The sequence below is a fragment of the Paraburkholderia sp. 22098 genome (genome assembly GCF_052045935.1).
In the GTDB taxonomy this organism is placed as follows: Bacteria; Pseudomonadota; Gammaproteobacteria; order Burkholderiales; family Burkholderiaceae; genus Paraburkholderia; species Paraburkholderia caledonica.
Genome location: NZ_JBQEPV010000009.1, coordinates 252,092 through 274,320 on the forward strand (window position 1 = coordinate 252,092; position 22,229 = coordinate 274,320).

Below are 22,229 nucleotides of genomic sequence, written 5' to 3' on the forward strand. Positions count from 1 at the left end.
AAAAGGACCAGAACTACGTGAGTCGACTCGCCGCCCGCTTCGCCCGGCGTCATGAATGCCGGGTATCGCGGTCATGCCGACCGGGAGGCCGCTTGCGCGCCGCCCGGCTGATGCTGACTTGCGTGGCGACGCATCCGACCGACAGTACCGGCCAGCCATCGTGCCCGCTTCGCCGCGCTGCGGTTCAGGCGCAGAAAAAGCGGCTATTTCATCCATTTATAAAGTTGCGCTCGCCATGCCACACGCTCTGATTGTTGAAGACGACCCCAATAGCCTGTCGGGCCTATCCGCGATTCTTGCCGCGGATGGTTTTTCCGTCGACACCGCGACGACCATCGCCGAAGCGCGCGCCGCGCTGACGCGCTTCATCCCCGACGTTGTTCTGGTCGACCTGAATCTCCCGGACGGCAGCGGGCTCGATCTGTTGCAGCATCTGCCCGCGCATCCGCCAGGCGGCGCACTGCCCGTGATCGTCATGACCGGCAATGCGACCGTGGAAAGCGCGATCGAAGGCTTGCGGCACGGCATCTGGGACTATCTGCTGAAGCCGGTCAACATTCCGCGCCTGCGCAGTCTGCTGGCGAGAATTCCGCGTCCGTATGAGTTGACTGAAGAAGTGCAGACGCTGCGCGCATCGTTGCGCCAGCTTGGGCGCTTTGGCTCGGTACTGGGTCGCAGCGCCGCGATGCAGCACGTGTACGACACGATCGAACATATCGCGCCGACCGAAGCGGCAGTCCTGATTTCGGGCGAAGCCGGGACCGGCAAGCAGGTGGCCGCGCAGACGATGCACGATATGAGCCGGCGCCGCAAAGGCCCGTTCGTCACGCTCGATTGCCGCAGCGCGGCCAGTTCGCAACTGCGTTCGCTGGACAGCGTGCTGTTCGGCCACGAACGCGGCGCGTTTAGCGGCGCCGATCAGCGCGAGCCGGGCCTCTTCGAGCAGGCGAGCGGCGGGACGCTTTTCATCGACGAGATCGCGGAGTTGCCGCGCGCGCAGCAAGAAGCACTGCTCCGCGCGCTGGATTCGCAGACCTTCATGCGGGTCGGCGGCACTAGTCAGGTCGTGACCGATTTCCGGTTGATCGCGTCGACGCGCAAGCCGCCGCGCGCTGCGGTCGCGGACGGCAGCCTCCACGAGGACCTCGCGCTGCGTCTCGAAGCCGCAGCGGTGACGCTGCCGCCGTTGCGCGAGCGCGACGAAGATCCTGCGCTGATCGCGCAGGCGATTGTCGACGACCTGAATCACGACGCCGCCGCGCGCGGCGTATCCGACGTCGCCAAGCAGATCGGGCCCAACTTCCTGCGCGAATGCCTGACATACGAATGGCCGGGCAACGTGCGCGAGTTGCAGGACCGCGTGCGGCGCGCGTACCACGCGTCGGGCGACGTGCTGGAGTCGTTGCGCGCCGACGAAGCGGGCTCCGTCAACGGTCGCGATCTGAATGGCAGCCGCGTTCAGGTTACGGTCGGCACCCCGCTCGCCGATGTGGAAGAAATGCTGATTCGCGCGACGCTCGACGCGGTAGGCGGTACACGCCATCGGGCGGCGTCGCTGCTGGGCATCAGCCCGAAGACGCTGTACAACAAACTGCAACGGATGCGGCTGAACTGACCGCCCGCTTCGCTTTGCAAGTCGAACCACTCGCAAAGCGGATCGGGGCGGCGCACATGACATGCACGCGCGCAGATGACCAATGAATAACGGCGCCTCAAGCGAGGCGCCGTTGGTCTATCTACTGTCTTCGCGCGTCGCTCAGGCGAACACGCTGCGCAGCAAAGCCTGGGCTTGCAGATATCGCGGCTCCGCCACCAGCTTGCTCCACTTCAGCGCCTTGTCGCGCGGGCGCATGCGCTTGAGCCGCTGCTGCGATTCCTTCGATGGCGTAAAGCGCAATTCGTCGAGCACCTGTTCGGCCTTTTCCGGCTGATTGCAGATCAGCACCATGTCGCAACCGGCCTGCAGCGCGGCAGTCGCGCCTTCGGTGAGCGTGCCGCCCTGGCGCGCGGCTTCCATTGAGAGGTCGTCGCTAAAAATAGCGCCTTCGAAGCGCAGCTTGCCGCGCAGGATGTCCTGCAGCCAGATGCGTGAAAAACCCGCCGGCCTGGAGTCCACCTGCGGATAGACGACGTGCGCCGGAATGACCGAGCCGAGCGACAGCCCAAGCCAGTCATATGGCGCTACGTCGTCGCGCAGAATCTCGTCGAGCGAGCGTTCGTCGACGGGCATCGCGACGTGCGAATCCGCGTGCGCGAAACCATGCCCCGGAAAGTGCTTGCCGCAGTTGCTCATGCCCGCGAGCGCAAGACCGTGGTTGAGGTTTTTCGCCAGCATCGCCACGACGCGCGGGTCGCTATGAAATGCGCGATCGCCGATTACCTGCGACTGGCCGTAGTTGAGATCGAGCACCGGCGTAAAGCTCATGTCGATGCCGCAGGCGCGCAATTCCGAAGCGAGGATATAGCCGACTGCGGTCGTGACCTTGGTGGCATGCATAACGTCGCTGTCCCACAGCGCGCCGAGCTTGCCCATTGCGGGAAGCACGGTGAACCCGTCGGTTCGAAAGCGCTGCACACGTCCGCCTTCGTGATCGACCGCGATCAGCAAGTCCTCGCGAATCGCGCGAATCGAGTCGGTCAGCGCAATCAGCTGCGCCCGGCTCTCGTAGTGGCGCGCGAACAGAATCACGCCACCGGTCATCGGATGGGCGAGACGGCGCTTGTCGTCGTCGTTCAGCGTCTTGCCGACGACGTCGAGCATCACCGGTCCGGGATTGGTTTTCATTGATTTTCGCTTGAAGATTGCGTGAAGCAAGGAGATACGCGACCGCATGGGCCGCGTTCACAATTATTTCTGGTTAGCCGCAGCTTAAGAGTCGGAGCCGTTCGCCTCTTGCGCTTGCGCACTTTCGGCAATCACGAACGACACGGCGTAATCGCGCTCGTCGGTGATCGTGACGCGCGCCGTGATGCCGCGCGCCTCGAGCCATTCGGCTAACTCCCCGGACGCGACCACCATCGGTTCGCCGCTCGGCTTATTGAGCGTTTGCAACGCGCGCCATGTCATGGGCCAGTGCATGCCGAGACCGATCGCCTTCGAAAACGCCTCCTTCGCCGAGAATCTCGTGGCGAGGAATGCGAGCCCGCGCGCGGCAGAACGGGCGTTGCGCGCGTGGTAGACACGCAGTTCGTCCGGGCCGAGTACCTTCTCGGCAAAGCGGCCGTTGGTGCGGGTCATGACCGCGGCCACGCGACTCACCTGAACGATGTCTGTACCAATACCGTAGATCGCCATAGGGGCCGGCCCGTTACGCGTTACGCACGTGCGCCGAGACGGGCGGCGACCATGATCGCCTTCATCTCGCGCACCGCGTTGTCCCAGCCCGCGAAAATCGCATGGGCGACGATCGCGTGACCGATATTCAGCTCGACGATGCCGTCGATCGCCGCGATCTGCTGGACATTCGTGTAGTGGAGGCCGTGGCCTGCGTTCACCTTGATACCGAGCGTCGCGCCGAATTCGACCGCGCGAACCACGCGCTCGAATTCGCGCTGTTGTTCGGCTGGATCGTGCGCCTCGGCATAACGTCCGGTGTGCAGCTCGATTACAGGTGCGCCGGCTTCGTGCGCTGCACGGATCTGCGTCTCGTCCGGATCGATGAAGAGCGACACGCGTGAGTTCGCGTCGGCCAGTTGCCTGCACGCGGCGCGCACGGCCTCGAACTGACCGGCGACGTCCAGACCGCCTTCTGTCGTCAATTCCTGGCGCTTTTCCGGCACGAGGCAAACGTCATGCGGTTTGACTTCGCAGGCGATGTCGAGCATCTCCTGCGTGACCGCGCATTCGAGGTTCATCCGCGTCTTGAGCAGCGGGCGCAGCGCGCGCACATCGGCGTCGACGATATGGCGGCGATCTTCGCGCAGATGCAACGTGATGACGTCGGCACCGGCTTCCTCGGCCATCAGCGCGGCGCGGATCGGGTCGGGGTACGAAGTGCCGCGCGCGTTGCGCAGCGTGGCGACGTGATCGATGTTCACGCCGAGATCAATCACATTCGGCGACGTTAGAAAGAAGCTCATAAGTTCTGCAAGTCGATCAGGATCTGGCGCGTCGCGAGCGGCGTGCCGCCAAGATAAGTGTTGAGCAGAAAGCGCATCAGCGTTTTGCTTTGCGCCACCGTCTGCGCCCGATGGTAATCGTCCTTTTCCATATCGAGCAAGGTTTGACCTGCAATCACCGGCCACTGCGACGGCAGATCGTCGGATGCTTCGCGCACGCCGCGCTCCGGATCGAACACATAGCGGCTGCCGGCTTCCACCGCTTTGCGCGCGACGGTGCGATCGAGCGCCATCGCGTAACCGGTTTCGCGCAGCAACACGCGCTCGAACGAACGTAACACCTGGACCGGCGGCTCGTCGTGCGCGAGACGCGTCATGGTGACGACATAGTGATGGAACAGTTGCGGATGCGGATCTTCGCGCGCGCAAAACTTCACGAGGAGTTCGTTCACGTAGAAGCCACACAGCAGCGCGTCGCCTGTCAAAGGCAGCATGCCGCCCACCCACTCGGCGCCGGTCAGTGTGCGCACCTCGCCTCTGCCGGACCACGACAGCGCGAGTGGCTGGAACGTCTGCAGCACGCCGCGCAACGCGGAGTGCGGACGCTTCGCGCCCTTGGCGACGAGCGCGAGGCGACCGTGATCGCGCGACAGCACGTCGATGATCAGACTCGTCTCACGATACGGATAACTATGCAGAACGAAGGCGGGTTGCTCGGCGATCCGGTATTCGGAAGCCGATGCGGAACCGCGCGAGGACCGGCGAGCCGGCGCCTTGCGAGGCGCGTCATCGGGGCCGGTGTCGGAGGTGCTTTTAGTGGAAGATTTGCGGCTGGCGCGAGCCGGTTTTGACGGCTCGCGTGACGGCGCGCCCGGCCCCGAGTCGTCCGGATCCGTGTCGGAATTCAGCGTGACCCACGCGTCATTCGTACCCATACGCACGAAGTCCTGCTTCGTTGTCGGCCCAACCGCTCTTCACCTTGATGAAGGTTTCCAGATAGATGGGTCCGTCGAACAGCTTCTCCATGTCGAGGCGCGCCTCGGTGCTGATCTGCTTCAGCTTCGCACCCTTCTGGCCGATGATCATGGCCTTGTGCGTGTCGCGCTCGACGAGGATCGTCGCGAAGATGCGGCGCAGGCGTCCTTCCGTTTCGAACTTGTCGATCAGCACGGTGCTCGTGTACGGCAGTTCGTCGCCGGTCCAACGGAAAACTTTCTCGCGCAGAATCTCGGCCGCGAGAAAGCGCTCGCTGCGATCGGTGAGATCGTCTTCCCCGTAAATCGGTGCGCCTTCCGGCAGATACGGCTTGACGGTGGCCATCAGGCGCTTGATGTCGTCCGGGTTCTTGGCCGACAGCGGCACGATCTCGCTGAACTGGCGCAGCGCGCTCACCTGCTGCATGAACGGAAACAGCGAGTCTTTATCCGACACACGGTCGAGCTTGTTTGCGATCAGCAACGTGGGTACGGAAGGCGGAATCAGGTCGAGCACTTTCTGGTCGTCCGGGCCGAAACGGCCGGCTTCGATCACGAAGAGGATCGCATCGACGGAAGTCAGCGTAGACGTCACCGCGCGGTTCAGCGAACGGTTCAGCGCGCCGCTGTGCTTGGTCTGAAAACCGGGCGTGTCGACGAAAATGTATTGGACGTCTTCGAGCGTATGGATGCCGGTGATGCGATGGCGCGTAGTCTGCGCCTTGCGCGACGTGATGCTGACTTTCTGGCCGACCAGCGCGTTCATCAGCGTGGATTTGCCAACGTTAGGGCGACCGACGATCGCGACCATGCCGCAGCGGAAACCAGTGGGAGTGGGAGCGTTCATATTGGGCTACGGCAGGTTCGGATCGACGCGCTCGGGTGGCGCACCGGGGCAATCAATGGCCCGCGTCGGCGACGCGCGTTTGTACCGCGTCGGCTACGCCGGGTTCGTTTTCGGTGGGGGCCGCAGTGTTCGTCACGGGCGATACGGCGTCGGACGCCGGCTCGCGAGTGCGGGGCGGTTTGTCTACGTTGCGGACGGCGGCGGACTCTGCTTTTGGTTCGGTGGGCTTCGGGTCGGCGGGCTTCGGGTCGGCGGACGAGGCGTTGGCGGCTTTCGGGTCGGCAGTTTTTGACTCTGCTGGCTTGGCCTCGGCCGACTTCGCGTCCAGTTTGTCCGCCGGCTTGTCCCCTGCTGATCTTTCCGCCGATTTTTCGCCAGACTGCGCTACGGTTCGGTCCGATTTCTCGAATTTTTCCGCCCTATCGGCTTTCTCCAGCCGCTCGCCCTTATCAGCGCGTTCGACTCTTTCCGGGGCGCTGTACTCGACGTGCGCCGCACGAATCACCGCCAGCGGCGCAGCCGCAACCGCAGTCGCCAACGCGCTGCGCTCCGCTGCGGGCTCTGTTCCGGACGTTACCCGCGGTTCTCCTCTCGCCGCGCCACGCTCGCTCTTACGATCCGGGCTGCGCAGGTCAAGCGCGGTCTGAACGCCAGTCACGCCGGGAACGATCTCAAGCTCGACGTTTTTCGCGGCGCGGGCGCTTTTTGAGCGCTTCGACTTGCCGACGACTGCAGGCGCGGCGGCGAGGACCTCGTCGAGCGCTTTTTTGGCCGCGGCCTGCTCAGCCGCGCGCCGGCTGGCGCCCGAGCCAGAGACCTTCACGTCCAGCTTCGGCACCGTACACTCAACTTCGAATTGCTGATTGTGCGCTGCACCATGGGTAGCCACGACGGTGTATGTGGGCAACGCGATCTTGTGACCTTGCAGATACTCCTGCAAGAGCGTTTTCGCATCTTTGCCGAGCGTACGCGGGTCGATGTGATCGAGGATCGGCACGTAGAGCCGCTTAATGACCGTTTGGGCGGCTTCGAAACCGCCGTCGAGGAACACTGCACCCAGCACCGCTTCGAGCGTGTCAGCAAGGATTGACGGCCTACGGAAGCCGCCACTGCGCAGTTCGCCCTCCCCGAGCCGAAGTCCTTCGGAGATATTCAGGGCCTGAGCGATTTCGTAAAGCGATTGCTGTTTGACCAGATTAGCGCGAACGCGAGACAGGTCGCCTTCGTCCAGCTTCCCGAAACGTTGGAACAAAAGCGCAGCCACCGCGCAATTCAGAACGGAATCGCCTAAAAATTCGAGCCGTTCGTTGTGCGTGGAACTGTGACTGCGGTGTGTTAAAGCCTGGCGCAGCAATTCCGCATTGCGAAATTCGTAGCGCAGACGGCTTTCCAACGGAGATGAGGGCATGGGCAGAGTATAACGCGGGCGTCGGGCCGGGCGAAAACGCGGCCGGCCCGACGGGAAAAGCGTGGTGAAGCGACGTTAGAGGACTTTATGTAGCGATAACGCGCGGGCGCCCGCAGGGTCGTTCACGTGATCGCTGATCTTCGATAAGCGATCACGTTCGCAGCGCGTCATGCAGTCGGCGCAAAACTTACTGGAACAAGCCGATGCGCTTGAGATTGCTGAAGTTCATCCAGATGAAAAACGCGCGGCCGACAATATTCTTGTCCGGCGCAAAACCCCAATAACGGCTGTCGGCGCTGTTGTCGCGGTTATCGCCCATCATGAAGTAATTGCCCGGCGGCACTTTGCAAATCACGCCGCGCGCGTTGTATGTGCAGTTGTCGCGATACGGATAATCTTCTGCGCCGACGATAAACGGCGGCACCGCAGGATTGTTCAAAATTGCGTTCTTGCGGCCGTCGAGATTTTCCTCGAACTGTTTCGCGTAGCCAAGACGCTCCTCGTCAAGATAGTCGGGCAGCGGCGTTTCAGGCACTGGTTTGCCGTTGATCGTGAGCTGCTTGTCCTGATATGCAACCGTGTCGCCCGGCAAGCCGATCACGCGCTTGATATAGTCGACCGACTCGTCTTTCGGGTAGCGGAACACCACCACGTCGCCGCGCTGAAGCGGCCGGCCCTCTGTGATTTTCGTATTGACGATCGGTAGACGGATACCGTAATCGAATTTATTCACGAGGATGAAGTCGCCGACCAGCAGCGTCGGCACCATTGAGCCGGACGGAATCTTGAACGGCTCGACAACAAACGAGCGCACCACGAAAACCACCAGAATCACCGGGAAAAAGCTCGCGGAATATTCGAGCCACCACGGTTGGCGCAGCTTGTCGTCACGCAGACGCGCGCGCGTCTGCGCGGCGTTTTCGTCGGCGAAACGCTCACCGATACGTGCCTGCTGACGGTCGAACTCAGCGACCGCGGCTTCCGCCGCGCGCCGCCTTTGCGGCATGAACACCAGTTTGTCTGCGACCCATGCGACGCCCGTCAAAACGACGAGCACAAAAAGAATCAGCGCAAAATTCATAGGGTTCCGTTGTTCGTCTTATTTGTCTTCGACACGCAGGATGGCGAGGAAAGCCTCTTGCGGAATCTCGACGGACCCCACTTGCTTCATTCGCTTCTTGCCTGCCTTCTGCTTTTCCAGCAGCTTTTTCTTACGTGAAATATCGCCGCCGTAGCATTTTGCCAGCACGTTCTTACGCAATGCTTTAATGTTTTCCCGCGCGATGATGTTCGAGCCAATCGTGGCCTGGATCGCAACGTCGTACATCTGGCGCGGAATCAGTTCGCGCATTTTCGCCGCGACTTCGCGGCCCCGGTACTGGCTCTGCGAACGGTGCACGATGACCGACAGCGCGTCCACCTTGTCGCCGTTGATCAGCATGTCGACCTTCACGACGTCGGACGCGCGATATTCCTTGAATTCGTAATCCATCGACGCGTAACCACGCGAGATCGATTTCAGCCGATCGAAGAAATCCAGCACGACCTCGCCCATCGGGATCTCGTAGGTCAACTGCACCTGACGGCCGTGATACTGCATGTTGATCTGGTTGCCGCGCTTTTGCGTACACAGCGTGATCACCGACCCGACGTAATCCTGCGGCATGTACAGGTTCACGGTGACGATCGGCTCGCGCACTTCTTCGATCTTAGAGGGCTCCGGCATCTTGGCCGGATTTTCGACCATGATGGTTGTGCCGTCGCGTTGCAGGACTTCGTACACGACGGTCGGCGCCGTGGTGATCAGGTCCATGTCGAACTCGCGTTCGAGACGTTCCTGCACGATCTCCATGTGCAGCAGACCCAGGAAGCCACAACGGAAACCGAAACCGAGCGCCTGCGAAACTTCGGGCTCGTATTGCAGCGATGCGTCGTTCAGTTTCAGCTTTTCAAGCGAGTCGCGCAGCGCGTCGTACTGGTTCGCTTCGACCGGATAGAGGCCGGCGAACACCTGTGGCTTCACTTCCTTGAAACCCGGCAACGGCTCGGCAGCAGGCGCGTTCACCAGCGTGACGGTGTCACCCACCTTCGCCGCGGCCAATTCCTTGATGCCGGCGATGATGAAACCCACCTGCCCCGCCGACAACGATTCGAGGTTCTTGGACTTCGGCGTGAATACGCCGATGTGTTCGACCGGATACTGCGCGCCGGTCGCCATCATGCGGATTTTGTCCTTTGGACGCAGTGTGCCGTTGACGATACGCACGAGCATCACGACGCCGACGTAGTTGTCGAACCACGAGTCGATGATCAGCGCCTGCAACGGCGCTTCCGGATCGCCCTTTGGCGGCGGCACTTTGGCGATCAACGCTTCGAGCACGTCTTCCACGCCCTGGCCCGTCTTGGCGCTGCAATGCGTGGCGTCGGTTGCGTCAATACCGATTACGTCTTCAATCTCCGCGATTGCGTTCTCGGGATTCGCGGCCGGCAGATCGATCTTGTTGAGCACCGGAATGACGTCGACGCCGAGTTCGATTGCCGTGTAGCAGTTGGCGACTGTTTGCGCCTCCACGCCCTGGCTTGCGTCGACAACCAGCAGTGCGCCTTCGCACGCGGACAACGAGCGGCTGACTTCGTACGAGAAGTCGACGTGCCCCGGCGTGTCGATCATGTTCAGGTTGTAGACCTTGCCGTCGCGGGCGCGATAGGTCAGGGCCGCAGTCTGTGCCTTGATAGTGATGCCGCGCTCGCGCTCGAGGTCCATCGAGTCGAGCACCTGAGCTTCCATCTCGCGGTCGGACAAACCGCCGCAAATCTGGATGATGCGATCGGCAAGCGTCGACTTGCCATGGTCGATGTGCGCAATGATCGAGAAGTTACGAATATGATCCATTCAGTGCCGATCAAGCAAAAAAGGCGCGCTCGGACAATAGCGGAGCACGCCTTGTAAGTAGGTGAAAAACTTATCTATTTTAGCCGAAAAGGCCGGTGCCCGGCGGATCTTGCAGGGCCTGGATGCAGAGACCTTCGACGAAAGACCGGCTCAGGAGGCCGCAGCGGTGCGGGCAGCCAACGCTTCACGCACCCGCGATTCGTCGAGACGGTAGTGACAAAGCTCGATTCCGTCGCACAACAGAACGGGTACCAGCTCGTTGTAGCGGGCTTCGAGCGAGGGGTCGCTGTCGACGTCGATGACTTCTATTTGCGCGCCGAACTCGGCCAGCAAGGGCTCGAGCGCGGCGCGCATGTCGTCGCACAAGTGGCACCACGCGCGCGAATAAAGCGTGAGCGGCGCCACCGTTGTCATTTCTGAGCGCTGCGCGGGCGAATCGGCACGAACTGAGTGTTCTCGCCGCGACGCACCAGCAGTGCGACCATCTTCTGCGAGTCCAGATGCGACGTCAGTTCGTCGAACTGTTTCGCGCTTGTGATATCCGTGTCGCCCACACGCAGGATGATGTCGCCCTTTTGCAGGCCGACGCGTGCCGCCTGACCGTCCGCGGCGTCGATCTGCACACCGTTGCGCAGTTTCAGCGCCTTCAGCTGATCGGACGGGATGTCGCTGACGGCCAGGCCGAGCGCATTCGTGGCCCGCTGCTTCGGCGCCTGTGGCTTGCGCTGATCGGCCTTTGCAGTCTTGTCCGGCTGCATCTCTGCGATCGTGACCGGCAACTCGCGCGTTTGGCCCTTGCGCCAGACCGTGATGGTCGCCTTCGTGCCCGGCTTGGTATCGCCGACCATGCGCGGCAAGTCAGTAGCCGTATCGACCGAATGACCGTTGAACTTCAGGATGATGTCGCCTGGCTGCACGCCTGCCTTGTCCGCCGGACCGCCCGGCTCGACGCTGCTGACAAGCGCGCCCTGCGACTTCGGCAGACCAAGCGAATCAGCGACGTCTTTGGTCACTTCGCCGATCGCCACCGCGATGCGGCCGCGCACCACCTTGCCGGACGCTTTCAACTGATCGGCCACGCGCATCGCTTCGTCGATCGGAATCGCGAACGAAATGCCCATAAAGCCGCCGGTACGGCTGTAGATCTGCGAGTTGATGCCGATCACTTCGCCCTGCATGTTGATGAGCGGTCCGCCCGAATTGCCCGGATTGACGGCTACGTCGGTCTGGATGAACGGCAGATAGTCGCCCGTGTCACGCCCTTTCGCGCTGACAATGCCGGCCGTCACCGTGTTCTCGAGCCCGAACGGCGAGCCGATTGCGACCACCCACTCGCCCACGCGAACCTTGTTCGAGTCGCCGATGGTGATGGTCGGCAGATTCGCCGCGCTGATCTTCACGACCGCGACGTCGGTGCGATCGTCCACGCCGATCAGTTTCGCCTTGAATTCGCGCTTGTCGGTGAGCGTAACGTAAATGGTGTCCGCGTCGTCGATCACGTGCGCGTTGGTCATCACGTAGCCGTCCGCCGACAGGATGAAGCCCGAGCCGACGCCGCTATTCTGTTCGGGATCGTTGCTGTCCGGCGTGTCCTGGCTACCACCACTACCACCACTACCGCCGCTGCCGCCATGGCCGCCATTGTCCCCGCCGCGCGGCGCGCCGGGAGATTGCGGCGACTGCGGCATCGGAATGCCGAAAAAGCGCCGGAAGAACTCCGACATGTCGCCGTCGTCCATGCCGGGCGGCAAGCCGCCGCGTGCGCCACTGTTCGTCACGCGCGTGGTCGTGCGAATGTTGACGACCGCCGGACCGACTTTGTCGACGAGGTCGGTGAAGTCGGGCAGATTGGCTGCGGAGGCCGCTGACGCCGTATGCGGTGCGAACGGCAAACATGCCGCCACCACCGCGGCCGCGAGGAATTTGCGCACCGAGAAAGTCGTCATATCGTAGGAAGCCGAGGGATTCAGGATTCGGAGGATTACTTCGGAGCCTTGTATTCTATGGCAGACGCGAATTGCTGCAACGTGGTCTGGGGCACTTCTCCGAGCAGGGTAATCCAGAAGTCGCCGCGGCGCTTGACTAGTACGTGCGTAGCACCGGTACTGCCCGCGCCTTCCTTGCGCGTGTTGTTTTCAACCGGCTCGATGAACACCGAGATCGCGGCGAGACCGTCGGAGAACACGGCCTGATCCACAGGAATGGTGGGCTGGCCTGCTTCGCGCGCCGCCATTGGGCGGCGCAGTTCACGGATCTTGCGAAAGCCCGGCACCGTCACGCCGAACTGCCAGCCCTGCGCGGCCATATCGACCGGTTCGATGGGCGGATGCACGACCGTCCAGCCCGCGGTATTGCGAATACCGTTGACAATGCCCGCCTTGTCGACGGGCACGCCGATGCGAATCTGCGAGAACGACAGTTGTTCGAGCACCTGACCGCTTGGATCGAGCGTTTGTGCGCGCAGCAGCAGGCCGGTTTTCTTGTCAGCCCACAGTTTGTAAGCGAATCGGTAGGCGTCTTTCGGATCGAGTTCGATGACCTGACTTTCGATGCCCGCAACGCGGTCGTCGCCGAGCAGTTTCGGCTCGTACACCGACAGGACCTGCTCGCCGCTTACGGCAAGCAGCGCGGGGAACGAGTCTTTGTTCTGGCGCTTTTCGACAACGCACAAATGGCGTTCCGGCACGAACGTATAGAGCTCCTCGTTATGACGAAGCATCTTGCGTGGCTTGCCGTCGAGGCTTTCCAGCTGCTCGAATTCGCCGTCTGCCTTCGTCGCATAGTGCGCGATCCGCGACGTCTGGACGAAATTGCCCCGCTGATAGACAAACGCGCCTTCGTAGTTCTGTTGCTGCGCAGCCTGATGGATGCGATCCAGCAGATCGGCAGCGGTGCGGCGGGCGACGAGCGGGTCGTCGGTTTGTGCAAAAACCCGCGGTGTAGCGGACAACAACACGGCTGCGCAGAACAGAAATGCCGGCAGCCGCCCCCAGATAGTCGTTATATTCAACCGCGGAGTCTGCATCAAACTATTGGCCTTGCGTGGAGACTGCAGCAGCGCGGATCAGCGGCATTGAGCCCGGCATGACGGGTTGCTGCGCGAACTGCTGATGAGCTTCGAGATACTGGTCGAGACCCGCGTCCCGAATGATGTTCGCGTCTTGCGCCACCGGCACGGACGCCATGGCAACCTTTTGCACCGCGTCGCCGTGGGAGGAAACCGAAGCGACCTGCGTCGAGCCCGGGCCGACGGGTACGCCCTGCAACTGCGGCACGACGATCCACGTTAGCGTAGCGGCCGCGGCGGCCACCGCGAAGGCCGGCACCACGCGGCGACGCAGCGCCAGCAGACGGCGCGTAACCGGTATGGCTGCCGGCGCGAGCAAATGCGGCTCGCTTTCCAGCCGGGCGGCGAATCCGCTGAGGAAAGCGCTGCTCGTCGCGGAACCGACCGCGAGGTCGTCGGAACGCAATGCGTCGCCGATCAGGTGATAGCTGGACCACGCGGCGCGATCTTCGCCGTCCAGCTCGGACAGAAACTTGTCCAGATTCAGATGCTCTTCGCCGAACAGCTCACCGTCGACAAAAGCGGACAGACGCTCGCCGCGCGAGCTGGCTTGCGATTGCATCGAGACCGACCCCATGATGCTCCCCATCTTACAAAGACCCCGTAGTGACACCACTAATTCAGATATTGCACCCGCGCCCCGTTCGGCGCGCTAGTGACTTACCAGCGCTTGCCTTCAGGTGTGTCAAGCAACGGACGCAATTTTGCCGCAATGGCTTCGCGAGCGCGGAAAATTCGCGATCTGACGGTGCCGATTGGGCAGCCCATCATCTTAGCGATTTCCTCGTAGCTCAAACCTTCAATTTCACGAAGAGTAATGGCGGTACGCAGCTCTTCCGGTAAAACCGCCATCGCAGCATTGACCGTCTCAGCGATCTGCTTGCTCATCAACATCGACTCAGGCGTGTTGATATCCCTTAGTTGGTCGGCGTCCGAGAAAGTTTCAGCTTCTTCAGCATCTGCTTCGGTCGAAGTCGGCGCGCGCCGGCCTTGGGTCGCAAGGTAGTTCTTTGCCGTGTTGACCGCAATCCGGTACAACCACGTATAAAAAGCCGATTCCCCGCGAAATTGCGGCAACGCCCGATACGCCTTGATGAAAGCGTCTTGCGCAACGTCTTCTACTTCGGCGGGGTCGCGCACGAGGCGCGAGATTAGCCGGAGAATTTTGCGGTGGTATTTGGAGACCAGAAGCTCGAAGGCGGCCTTGTCGCCCTTCTGGACGCGCTCGACCAGCACCTGATCAATTTCTTTTTCGCTCACCTGATAAATCCGTTAACTTTGGGGCGCATGACGGGGGCACCATTGTAGCGTTCCCGTCGACGAGGCACGTTACGGAGGTCATGACGCGCGGGTAACAGCGGTTACTTTCGTTACAGTCACGCGCCGGCGCGGCGCCGCCCGCGCACCGCGAGTTCGCGGAAAACGGCCGTCGGCACAGTGTCGGCCGGAACAAGAAGCGTTTGACGCCGACCTTCGTCTGGCGTCACTTCGAGCACCAGCAAACGGTCGCTCCAGTGCGCACAGCCGGCGATTCGACCGTATACGAGCAGATTTCCGGCCCGGCCCCAGACAGAAATGCCCTCGCGTCCCATTCTGAGCGCCGCTGGCTGCGCCCGGTCGTGCCTGACCGCGCAAAGCGTAAGGAGCGCAAACACCGCAAGCGTCAACGGAACCGCCTGCCATGCGGTGAGCCACGACGCCATGCAGCTATAAACCGCACACGACGCCGTCACCACGAAAGCAGCCAACGCAACGCGCATCGCGAAGGAACGCCGCAGCACGATTTGCTGCGACGCTCCTCCGAAGCTGGCCGTATCACGGAAAAGCGCCGGCAAAGCCGGCGCCGTTGGCTGGCGCGTCACCCGTTGCGAGAGATCAGGCGCGCTTGAAGACGAGCGTACCGTTCGTGCCGCCGAACCCGAACGAGTTCTTCAGCGCGACGTCGATCTTCATCTCCCGTGCGGTGTTGGCACAGTAGTCCAGGTCGCACTCGGGGTCCTGGTTGAAGATGTTGATCGTGGGCGGAGACACCTGATGGTGAACAGCCAGCACGGTAAACACCGACTCAAGACCGCCGGCGCCGCCGAGCAGGTGACCCGTCATCGACTTGGTCGAATTCACGACAATGTCTTTGGCATGGTCGCCGAACGCCCGCTTGATGCCGGTTGTCTCAGCCAGATCGCCGAGCGGCGTGGACGTGCCGTGCGCGTTCAGGTAGTTGACCTGGTCGGCATTGATGCCGGCGTTCTTCATGGCCGCAAGCATGCAGCGGCGCGCGCCGTCACCGTCTTCGAGCGGTGCGGTCATGTGATAGGCGTCGCCGCTCATCCCATAGCCGCCGACTTCGGCGTAAATCTTCGCGCCGCGAGCCTTCGCGTGTTCGTACTCTTCTAGCACCATCACGCCGGCGCCTTCGCCGAGCACGAAACCGTCGCGATCCTTGTCCCACGGACGGCTTGCCGTCGCCGGATCGTCATTGCGTTGCGACAGCGCGCGGGCCGCTGCAAAGCCGCCGATGCCGAGCGGCGACACGGTCGATTCCGCACCACCCGCGATCATCACGTCTGCGTCGCCGTATTCGATCAGGCGCGAAGCCTCGCCGATACAGTGCAAACCCGTTGTACACGCGGTGACGATGGCGAGATTCGGACCCTTGATGCCGAACTTGATCGACAGGTGCCCGGAGATCATGTTGATGATCGACGCCGGCACGAAGAACGGCGAAATGCGGCGCGGGCCGCGATTGAGCAGTTCGGTTTGCGTGACTTCGATCATCGGCAGACCGCCGATGCCCGAGCCGACCACGACGCCGATACGCTCCGAATTCTCGTCGGTGACTTCCAGGCCGCTGTCCTGCATCGCCTGGATGCCAGCAGCGACGCCGTAATGGATGAACGTATCCATGTGGCGCGCTTCCTTACCGGGGATGTAGTCCTCGATATTGAAGCCCTTCACCTCGCCGGCGAAACGAGTCGAGAAGTTCGACGCATCGAACTTCGTGATATTGGCAATACCCGACTTGCCGGCGACCAGATTGGCCCAGCCGTCGGCAACATTATTGCCAACAGGCGAAATCAGCCCCAGGCCTGTAACAACAACACGACGGCGGCTCACGGTAACCCCTTTTTCATAGATGACAAAAACAAAAGCCACAGCGGCCACAGGAACCTGACCTGTGTACCCTGTGGCTGTTAAGTCGGCAATCGCGCTGAAGAATGCGCTGTCAACATCGCTGGCTCCTGCACGGCACACCTCACGGCAAAAAATGGCGACCCCGCTGGCGTCGGCAACCGACACGGCAGGGCGTCATACGCCGCTAACGCATAAACGCAGGCGCGAATGACCTTAGGCCTTGACGTTTGCGCGAGCGTAATCGATCGCTTGCTGAACGGTGGTGATCTTCTCGGCTTCTTCATCCGGAATTTCCATGCCGAATTCGTCTTCGAGGGCCATCACGAGTTCAACCGTGTCCAGCGAGTCGGCGCCGAGGTCGTTCACGAACGAAGCTTCGTTCTTGATTTCAGCTTCGGCCACGCCCAGTTGTTCTGCGACGATCTTCTTGACGCGCTGTTCGATATTGTCCATTACCCCTCCAAGGGAAAGAAGTTCAAAAATACAGGTGCGCGCATTTTATCAGGTTTGACCCGGCAAAAAAGCGGCGCATCAGGTTGCTGTCAAGGCATGCGCCTTACGCATTTGCAAACGCATCAAGGCGCGGATAGTAACCGAATTTGGTTACGACATGTACATTCCGCCGTTCACATGCATCGTCGTGCCGGTGATGTAGCCTGCTTGCGGCGACGCGAGGAATGCGACAGCGTGTGCGATATCTTCCGGGCTGCCGAGACGGCCCAGCGGAATCTGCGTTTTCAGCGCCGTTTGCTGCTCTTCCGGCAACGTGCGCGTCATGTCTGTATCGATGAAACCGGGCGCCACGCAATTCACGGTAATGCCACGGCTGCCGATCTCGCGTGCAAGCGCGCGAGTCATGCCGGCCACGCCCGCTTTCGCTGCGGCGTAGTTAATCTGCCCAGGGTTGCCCGCCGAACCGACCACCGACGTGATATTGATGATGCGGCCGCCCTTTGCCTTCATCATTGGACGCAGCACCGCGCGCGACAGACGGAACACCGACTTCAGATTGGTGTCGACCACCGCATCCCAGTCGTCGTCCTTCATACGCATGGCCAGTTGGTCCTGCGTGATGCCGGCGTTGTTCACGAGCACATGCAGCGCACCGAATTCCTTCACCGTGCCTTCGATCAGCGCTTCGGCAGCAGCCGCGTCGTTCACGTCGAGCACCGCGCCGCGCCCGCTCACGCCGGCCGCGTTGAACGCTTCGCTGATTGCCGCCGCGCCGCTTTCGCTGGTCGCCGTGCCGATCACCGTTGCGCCCTGGCGCGCGAGCTCCATAGCGATGGCGCGGCCGATGCCGCGCGAGGCGCCCGTTACGATTGCGATCTGCTTATCGAGATTCTTTTCCATCTGTCGGTCCGAATGCCCTTCGGAGGGCTGATTGATTGCTGATGCCTGTTGCCGTCTATGCGATGCAGCGCTCAACCTGCCGTAACGAGCTTGAGCGTTTCTTCGAGCGAAGTGGGATCGAACACGGACGCGCCGACCAGATTGCCGTCGATACGCTTCGTGAGGCCCGCAAGGACCTTGCCCGGCCCGCATTCGACGACGTGCGTGACGCCTTGAGCCGCCATGGCCTGAATGCATTCGACCCAGCGCACCGCGCCGGCCGCCTGGCGCACCAGTGCATCTTTGATCTGCGCCGGCTCGTTCACGATCGCGACGTCGACATTGTTGATGACCGGAATCGACGGCACCTGAACGTTGACGCTCGCCAGATACTCGCGCAATTGATCCGACGCCGGCTTCAGCAGCGACGAATGGAACGGCGCCGATACCGGCAGTGGCAGCGCGCGCTTTGCGCCCTTCGCCTTCGCCACTTCACAGGCTTTTTCGACCGCTGCCTTGTGGCCCGCGATCACGACCTGAGCAGGCGCGTTGAAATTGACCGCTTCGACGACGCCCGTGGCCGCCGCTTCGGCGCAAACAGCGCGCACGGTGTCGTCGTCCAGACCGAGGATCGCCGCCATGCCGCCTTCGCCGACGGGCACCGCTGTTTGCATCGCCTGCGCGCGAAAACGCACGAGCGGCACGGCATCGCGAAACGCGATCGCGCCAGCCGCGACGAGCGCCGTGTATTCGCCGAGACTATGACCCGCGACGATGGCCGGCGTGGGGCCGCCCGCCTGCTGCCACGCGCGATAGATCGCGTAGGCCGCGGTCAGCATGACCGGCTGCGTGTTCGTAGTGAGATTCAGATCTTCGGCCGGACCCTCGGCGATCAGCTTGCCGATGTCCTGATTCAGCGCGTCGGACGCTTCCTGAACTGTCTCGCGCACAACCGCATGGTCGGCAAATGCATTGAGCATGCCGACCGATTGCGAACCCTGTCCGGGAAAAACGAACGCAAATTTCATATCGTCCCCAAAATCGATTTAGTCAGATGTGAGGTGCGCGCGGCTCGAAAGCACGCGACGCATGGGCGCATGAAGAGCGCCGCCTGAAGTCGGCCCGCTTAGTAGCGAATGACCGACGCGCCCCACGTGAAGCCGCCGCCGACGCCTTCGATCAGCACGTTCTGGCCGCGCTTGATGCGACCGTCGCGGACCGCGACGTCGAGTGCGAGCGGAATGGACGCAGCCGACGTATTGCCGTGCTCGCCCACCGTGACGACCATGCGTTCCTGCGGCAAGCCGAGCTTGCGGCAAGTGCTCTGCATGATGCGGATGTTGGCCTGATGCGGAATCAGCCAGTCGATCTGATCGGCGGAAAGATTCGCTTTTTCGAGTGCCTCGACCGCGACCTTTTCGAGTACGTTCACGGCCAGCTTGAATACCGCCTGCCCGTCCATATGCAGAAACGCGCTGCCGGCGATCACACCGCCGTTCACGTTGCCCGGCGTGCACAGAATGTTCGAATGACTGCCGTCTGCATGCAATGCGCTCGCAAGCACGCCCGGCTCGTCCGACGCCTGCAGGATCACCGCGCCGGCGCCGTCGCCAAACAGCACGCATGTGGTGCGGTCGTTGAAATCGAGAATGCGCGAAAACGTCTCGGCGCCGACGACGAGCGCCGTGCGATGCTGGCCGCCGCGAATCAGACTGTCGGCCATAGCCACCGCGTAAGCGAAGCCGGAGCAGACGGCCTGCACGTCGAACGCCGCGCCGTGATTCTTGATGCCGAGCTTGTTTTGCAACAGGCACGCCGTGCTCGGAAACACGAAGTCCGGCGTGGAAGTGGCAACAATGATCAGATCGATGGATTGCGGGTCGATGTCCGCCGCTTCGATCGCACGCAGCGACGCGAACTGCGCGAGGTCGCTGGTTGTGACATCAGGATCCGCGAAGTGACGTGCATGGATGCCCGTGCGGGCCACGATCCACTCGTCGCTCGTTTCGACGCCTTGCTTCGCCAGACGCTCAGCGAGGTCCTGATTGGTGACGCGCGCGGGCGGCAGATAGCTGCCGGTACCGAGGACGCGGGAATAAATTGTCGATTGAGCCATTATGCCTTCGAGGATTGCGCAGCGTAGGGCTCGGCCGGCTGGCCTGCGATGGGGCTTGCGTGACCCGCACCGCTTGCGTCGCGCGCCGCCTGTTCAAGAGAACCAGCGTTCTCTTCCATCGCTTGCGCAAGGCGCTCCAGCACGCCGTTTTTGACGGCATCATACCCGCGTTTGATAGCCCACTCAAACGCGTAGGCATCTGCGGAACCGTGGCTTTTGATCACCAGTCCGCGCAGGCCGAGCAGCGCAGCACCATTATATTGCCGATGATCGACGCGCTTCTTGAAGCGCATCAACACGGGCAGCGCGAGCACCGCCATCACTTTGGTGAGCCACGAACGCCCAAACTCTTCCTTGATGATGTTCGACAGCATTTGCGCGAGGCCTTCAGAGGTCTTGAGCGCCACGTTGCCGACGAAACCATCGCACACGATCACGTCGACCGTGCCCTTGAAGATGTCGTTGCCTTCTACGTTGCCGTGAAAGTTAAGTGTGCTCGCGCGCAGCAACTCCCCGGCACGCTTAATCGTGTCGTTGCCCTTGATGACTTCTTCGCCGATATTCAGGAGACCAATGGTGGGCCGCTCGCGGCCTTCCAGCGCCGACACGAGCGCGTGCCCCATCTCCGCGAATTGCAGCAGATGCTGCGGCTCGCAGTCGACGTTGGCGCCCAGGTCGAGCATCATGGTGTAGCCGTTCGGGTTCGGCAAAGCGGACGCAATTGCCGGGCGCTCGATTCCCGACAGCGTTTTCAGCACATAACGCGAAACCGCCATGAGTGCGCCGGTGTTGCCGGCGGAAATGCAGGCTTGCGCCTCGCCTTCCTTGACGCGATTCAGCGCGACGCGCATGGATGAATCTTTTTTCTTGCGCAGCGCGACCTCGACCGGGTCGTCCATTGCAACGATCTCGGAAGCGGATACGACCGTCAGCGCCGGCAGGTCCTGAGCCTTCAACTTCTTCAGCTGCGCACGAATCGCAGTTTCAATGCCGACGAGCAGCAATTGCGCGTCGGGATGCGAACGAACGAAGTTGACGGCAGCGGGAACGGTCACGGACGGGCCGTGGTCGCCTCCCATGCAATCTATCGTGAGCTTTACTGTCATGGAGTGCGGCGAATTTCAGGCGCTCTGCATGAGATCGCAGTAAGCGCTGAAGCTGCAACTGCGATCGACACAAAAAAGCGGCAAACGAATGCCGCCTTTTTGCCGAGCCGGGAAAATGTCAAGCGAGCTGATCGCCACGCGAAACGCCAGTTGGCGCATCGCAGTGAAACGATTAGTCGTTCTTCGTCTTGACGACTTTCTTACCGCGATAGTAGCCGTTCGGGCTAACGTGGTGACGCAGATGCACTTCGCCCGTGCTCGGTTCCACGGCCAGCGGCGCTGCCGTCAGGAAATCGTGCGAACGGTGCATGCCGCGCTTCGACGGCGACTTCTTATTTTGTTGAACTGCCATGACTAACTCCTAAAAATTTTCCGAATTCTAACACAGCCCGACCCGGTGTCCGCCATTGGCCGAATGGCCAATGCGCCCGTATCGCGCTCCCATGCAACTGTTCAATGCTTCTTGTCGCCCGGCTCGCCACGCTTGAGACTTTCGAGCGCCGCGAACGGATTCGGCCGCTCGGGCTCATCGCCCTCACCTGCCTCGTCCAGCGCGGCTTCGTCACCTTCGCCTTCGGCACCGGCCACACCCGAGATGAGACTTTCGTGCACCTCGGGACAGACCTCATGCTTGGGCACGAGCGGCAAAGAAAGCAGCAACTCTTCTTCGATCAAGTCGATGAGATCGAACTGGCGTGAGCCCACGATCACTTCGACTTCATCCTCGTCGAGCGGAAACTCTTCGGCTTCCGCCTCGGTGTTGACGATCCGATAAGTTGCGTCGACGTTGAACGCCTGCGAATACGGTGTCATGCATCGCTGACATTCGAGCCATGCAGCGCCGTGGATCGCCAACCTCAGATAAGGTTGAGGGCCCTCAGTGCCGTCGTCCTGCAATTCCGGCTGCGTCGCCCCTTCGGCTTGCCACGTGAACGCGGTGTCGCGCTCTGGCGCTTCTGCCGGGACTTCGTTTAACATGCGCGGCAGTTGCGAGACGCGCACGACACCCGCGGCCTGCCGTCCACTTCGCGCAAATTCGAACAGATCGAGTTCATGCGGGTCGGACAGACCTGCAGGTTTGCCAGGATGTTGAGTCATGTGCGCTCCTGCGTCGGCAATGATTTCGCCGGTTAAACACCGGCAACTCACGGGTCAATCAAGGGTAAATCACGGGGTGAATCAGTCCGCGAGAAGGCCGCGAAACTTGAGCGATGCACGATTGTGTTGCCGCTAAACTGCATGACCGCAGCGACACCGCAGCCCTGCTTGCAGCTACCCTTCCGGCTCTCACCGCG

The 22,229-nt window shown here is 61.8% G+C and carries 23 protein-coding genes; 1 reads left to right on the forward strand and 22 read right to left on the reverse strand.

What is annotated here, in order from left to right; genetic code table 11:
• Positions 1 to 235: 235 nt before the first annotated feature.
• Positions 236 to 1,615, forward strand: a complete 1,380-nt coding sequence (locus ACTJLB_RS20700) for a sigma-54-dependent transcriptional regulator (protein ID WP_088173633.1) — start codon at positions 236 to 238, stop codon at positions 1,613 to 1,615.
• Between the two features lie 141 nt (positions 1,616 to 1,756).
• Here the strand turns inward: ACTJLB_RS20700 and nagZ are convergent, their stop codons facing one another.
• From nagZ to ACTJLB_RS20810, 22 genes are all read right to left on the reverse strand, one after another.
• Positions 1,757 to 2,785 (reverse strand): beta-N-acetylhexosaminidase, encoded by a 1,029-nt coding sequence (gene nagZ / locus ACTJLB_RS20705; protein WP_088173492.1) that lies wholly within the window; start codon positions 2,783 to 2,785, stop codon positions 1,757 to 1,759.
• 84 nt (positions 2,786 to 2,869) lie between these two features.
• Positions 2,870 to 3,295: a holo-ACP synthase gene (acpS, locus tag ACTJLB_RS20710; protein ID WP_020069400.1), complete on the reverse strand. Its 426-nt coding sequence runs from the start codon at positions 3,293 to 3,295 to the stop codon at positions 2,870 to 2,872.
• Positions 3,296 to 3,315: 20 nt separating this feature from the next.
• Positions 3,316 to 4,080: a pyridoxine 5'-phosphate synthase gene (gene pdxJ / locus ACTJLB_RS20715; protein WP_020069399.1), complete on the reverse strand. Its 765-nt coding sequence runs from the start codon at positions 4,078 to 4,080 to the stop codon at positions 3,316 to 3,318.
• Positions 4,077 to 4,994 carry a DNA repair protein RecO gene (gene recO, locus ACTJLB_RS20720; RefSeq protein WP_310068182.1) on the reverse strand — a complete coding sequence of 306 codons (918 nt, stop codon included), beginning with the start codon at positions 4,992 to 4,994 and terminating at the stop codon, positions 4,077 to 4,079. Before recO ends, pdxJ begins: the two co-directional genes overlap by 4 nt.
• Entirely contained in the window at positions 4,981 to 5,880 is a 900-nt protein-coding gene (gene era / locus ACTJLB_RS20725; RefSeq protein WP_027804855.1) for a GTPase Era, read from the reverse strand. Before era ends, recO begins: the two co-directional genes overlap by 14 nt.
• Before the next feature lie 52 nt (positions 5,881 to 5,932).
• Positions 5,933 to 7,288, reverse strand: coding sequence for a ribonuclease III (rnc, locus tag ACTJLB_RS20730; protein ID WP_440784314.1), 1,356 nt, complete (start codon positions 7,286 to 7,288; stop codon positions 5,933 to 5,935).
• 187 nt (positions 7,289 to 7,475) lie between these two features.
• The gene (gene lepB, locus ACTJLB_RS20735; RefSeq protein ID WP_204522241.1) at positions 7,476 to 8,369 is read right to left on the reverse strand and encodes a signal peptidase I; all 894 of its coding nucleotides are present in this window, start codon (positions 8,367 to 8,369) and stop codon (positions 7,476 to 7,478) included.
• An 18-nt stretch (positions 8,370 to 8,387) separates the two neighbouring features.
• Positions 8,388 to 10,181, reverse strand: a complete 1,794-nt coding sequence (gene lepA / locus ACTJLB_RS20740; RefSeq protein ID WP_020069394.1) for a translation elongation factor 4 — start codon at positions 10,179 to 10,181, stop codon at positions 8,388 to 8,390.
• Positions 10,182 to 10,331: 150 nt separating this feature from the next.
• Positions 10,332 to 10,595, reverse strand: coding sequence for a glutaredoxin family protein (locus ACTJLB_RS20745; RefSeq protein ID WP_020069393.1), 264 nt, complete (start codon positions 10,593 to 10,595; stop codon positions 10,332 to 10,334).
• Entirely contained in the window at positions 10,592 to 12,127 is a 1,536-nt protein-coding gene (locus tag ACTJLB_RS20750) for a DegQ family serine endoprotease (protein WP_087752809.1), read from the reverse strand. Before ACTJLB_RS20750 ends, ACTJLB_RS20745 begins: the two co-directional genes overlap by 4 nt.
• A gap of 35 nt (positions 12,128 to 12,162) precedes the next feature.
• The gene (locus ACTJLB_RS20755; protein WP_020069391.1) at positions 12,163 to 13,206 is read right to left on the reverse strand and encodes a MucB/RseB C-terminal domain-containing protein; all 1,044 of its coding nucleotides are present in this window, start codon (positions 13,204 to 13,206) and stop codon (positions 12,163 to 12,165) included.
• A 4-nt stretch (positions 13,207 to 13,210) separates the two neighbouring features.
• On the reverse strand, positions 13,211 to 13,825 hold the full coding sequence (locus ACTJLB_RS20760; RefSeq protein WP_440784315.1) for a sigma-E factor negative regulatory protein: 615 nt from the start codon (positions 13,823 to 13,825) through the stop codon (positions 13,211 to 13,213).
• A gap of 83 nt (positions 13,826 to 13,908) precedes the next feature.
• Complete coding sequence (gene rpoE / locus ACTJLB_RS20765; protein WP_440784316.1) at positions 13,909 to 14,508, reverse strand: RNA polymerase sigma factor RpoE; 600 nt, start codon at positions 14,506 to 14,508, stop codon at positions 13,909 to 13,911.
• A 116-nt stretch (positions 14,509 to 14,624) separates the two neighbouring features.
• Positions 14,625 to 15,008 carry a protein YgfX gene (locus ACTJLB_RS20770; protein ID WP_027804853.1) on the reverse strand — a complete coding sequence of 128 codons (384 nt, stop codon included), beginning with the start codon at positions 15,006 to 15,008 and terminating at the stop codon, positions 14,625 to 14,627.
• 115 nt (positions 15,009 to 15,123) lie between these two features.
• Positions 15,124 to 16,362, reverse strand: coding sequence for a beta-ketoacyl-ACP synthase II (fabF, locus tag ACTJLB_RS20775; protein WP_020069388.1), 1,239 nt, complete (start codon positions 16,360 to 16,362; stop codon positions 15,124 to 15,126).
• A 231-nt stretch (positions 16,363 to 16,593) separates the two neighbouring features.
• Complete coding sequence (acpP, locus tag ACTJLB_RS20780) at positions 16,594 to 16,833, reverse strand: acyl carrier protein (protein WP_004197638.1); 240 nt, start codon at positions 16,831 to 16,833, stop codon at positions 16,594 to 16,596.
• A 150-nt stretch (positions 16,834 to 16,983) separates the two neighbouring features.
• On the reverse strand, positions 16,984 to 17,733 hold the full coding sequence (gene fabG, locus ACTJLB_RS20785; RefSeq protein ID WP_214877423.1) for a 3-oxoacyl-ACP reductase FabG: 750 nt from the start codon (positions 17,731 to 17,733) through the stop codon (positions 16,984 to 16,986).
• A gap of 71 nt (positions 17,734 to 17,804) precedes the next feature.
• On the reverse strand, positions 17,805 to 18,740 hold the full coding sequence (fabD, locus tag ACTJLB_RS20790; protein ID WP_440784318.1) for an ACP S-malonyltransferase: 936 nt from the start codon (positions 18,738 to 18,740) through the stop codon (positions 17,805 to 17,807).
• Positions 18,741 to 18,838: 98 nt separating this feature from the next.
• Positions 18,839 to 19,828 (reverse strand): beta-ketoacyl-ACP synthase III, encoded by a 990-nt coding sequence (locus ACTJLB_RS20795; RefSeq protein ID WP_087752810.1) that lies wholly within the window; start codon positions 19,826 to 19,828, stop codon positions 18,839 to 18,841.
• On the reverse strand, positions 19,828 to 20,934 hold the full coding sequence (gene plsX / locus ACTJLB_RS20800; RefSeq protein WP_027776481.1) for a phosphate acyltransferase PlsX: 1,107 nt from the start codon (positions 20,932 to 20,934) through the stop codon (positions 19,828 to 19,830). The genes ACTJLB_RS20795 and plsX overlap by 1 nt, the downstream gene beginning before the upstream one ends.
• Before the next feature lie 172 nt (positions 20,935 to 21,106).
• Positions 21,107 to 21,286, reverse strand: coding sequence for a 50S ribosomal protein L32 (rpmF, locus tag ACTJLB_RS20805; RefSeq protein WP_006051932.1), 180 nt, complete (start codon positions 21,284 to 21,286; stop codon positions 21,107 to 21,109).
• A gap of 101 nt (positions 21,287 to 21,387) precedes the next feature.
• A complete protein-coding gene (locus tag ACTJLB_RS20810) occupies positions 21,388 to 22,032 on the reverse strand; it encodes a YceD family protein (protein ID WP_440784319.1) in 645 nt (214 codons plus the stop codon).
• Positions 22,033 to 22,229: the final 197 nt, after the last annotated feature.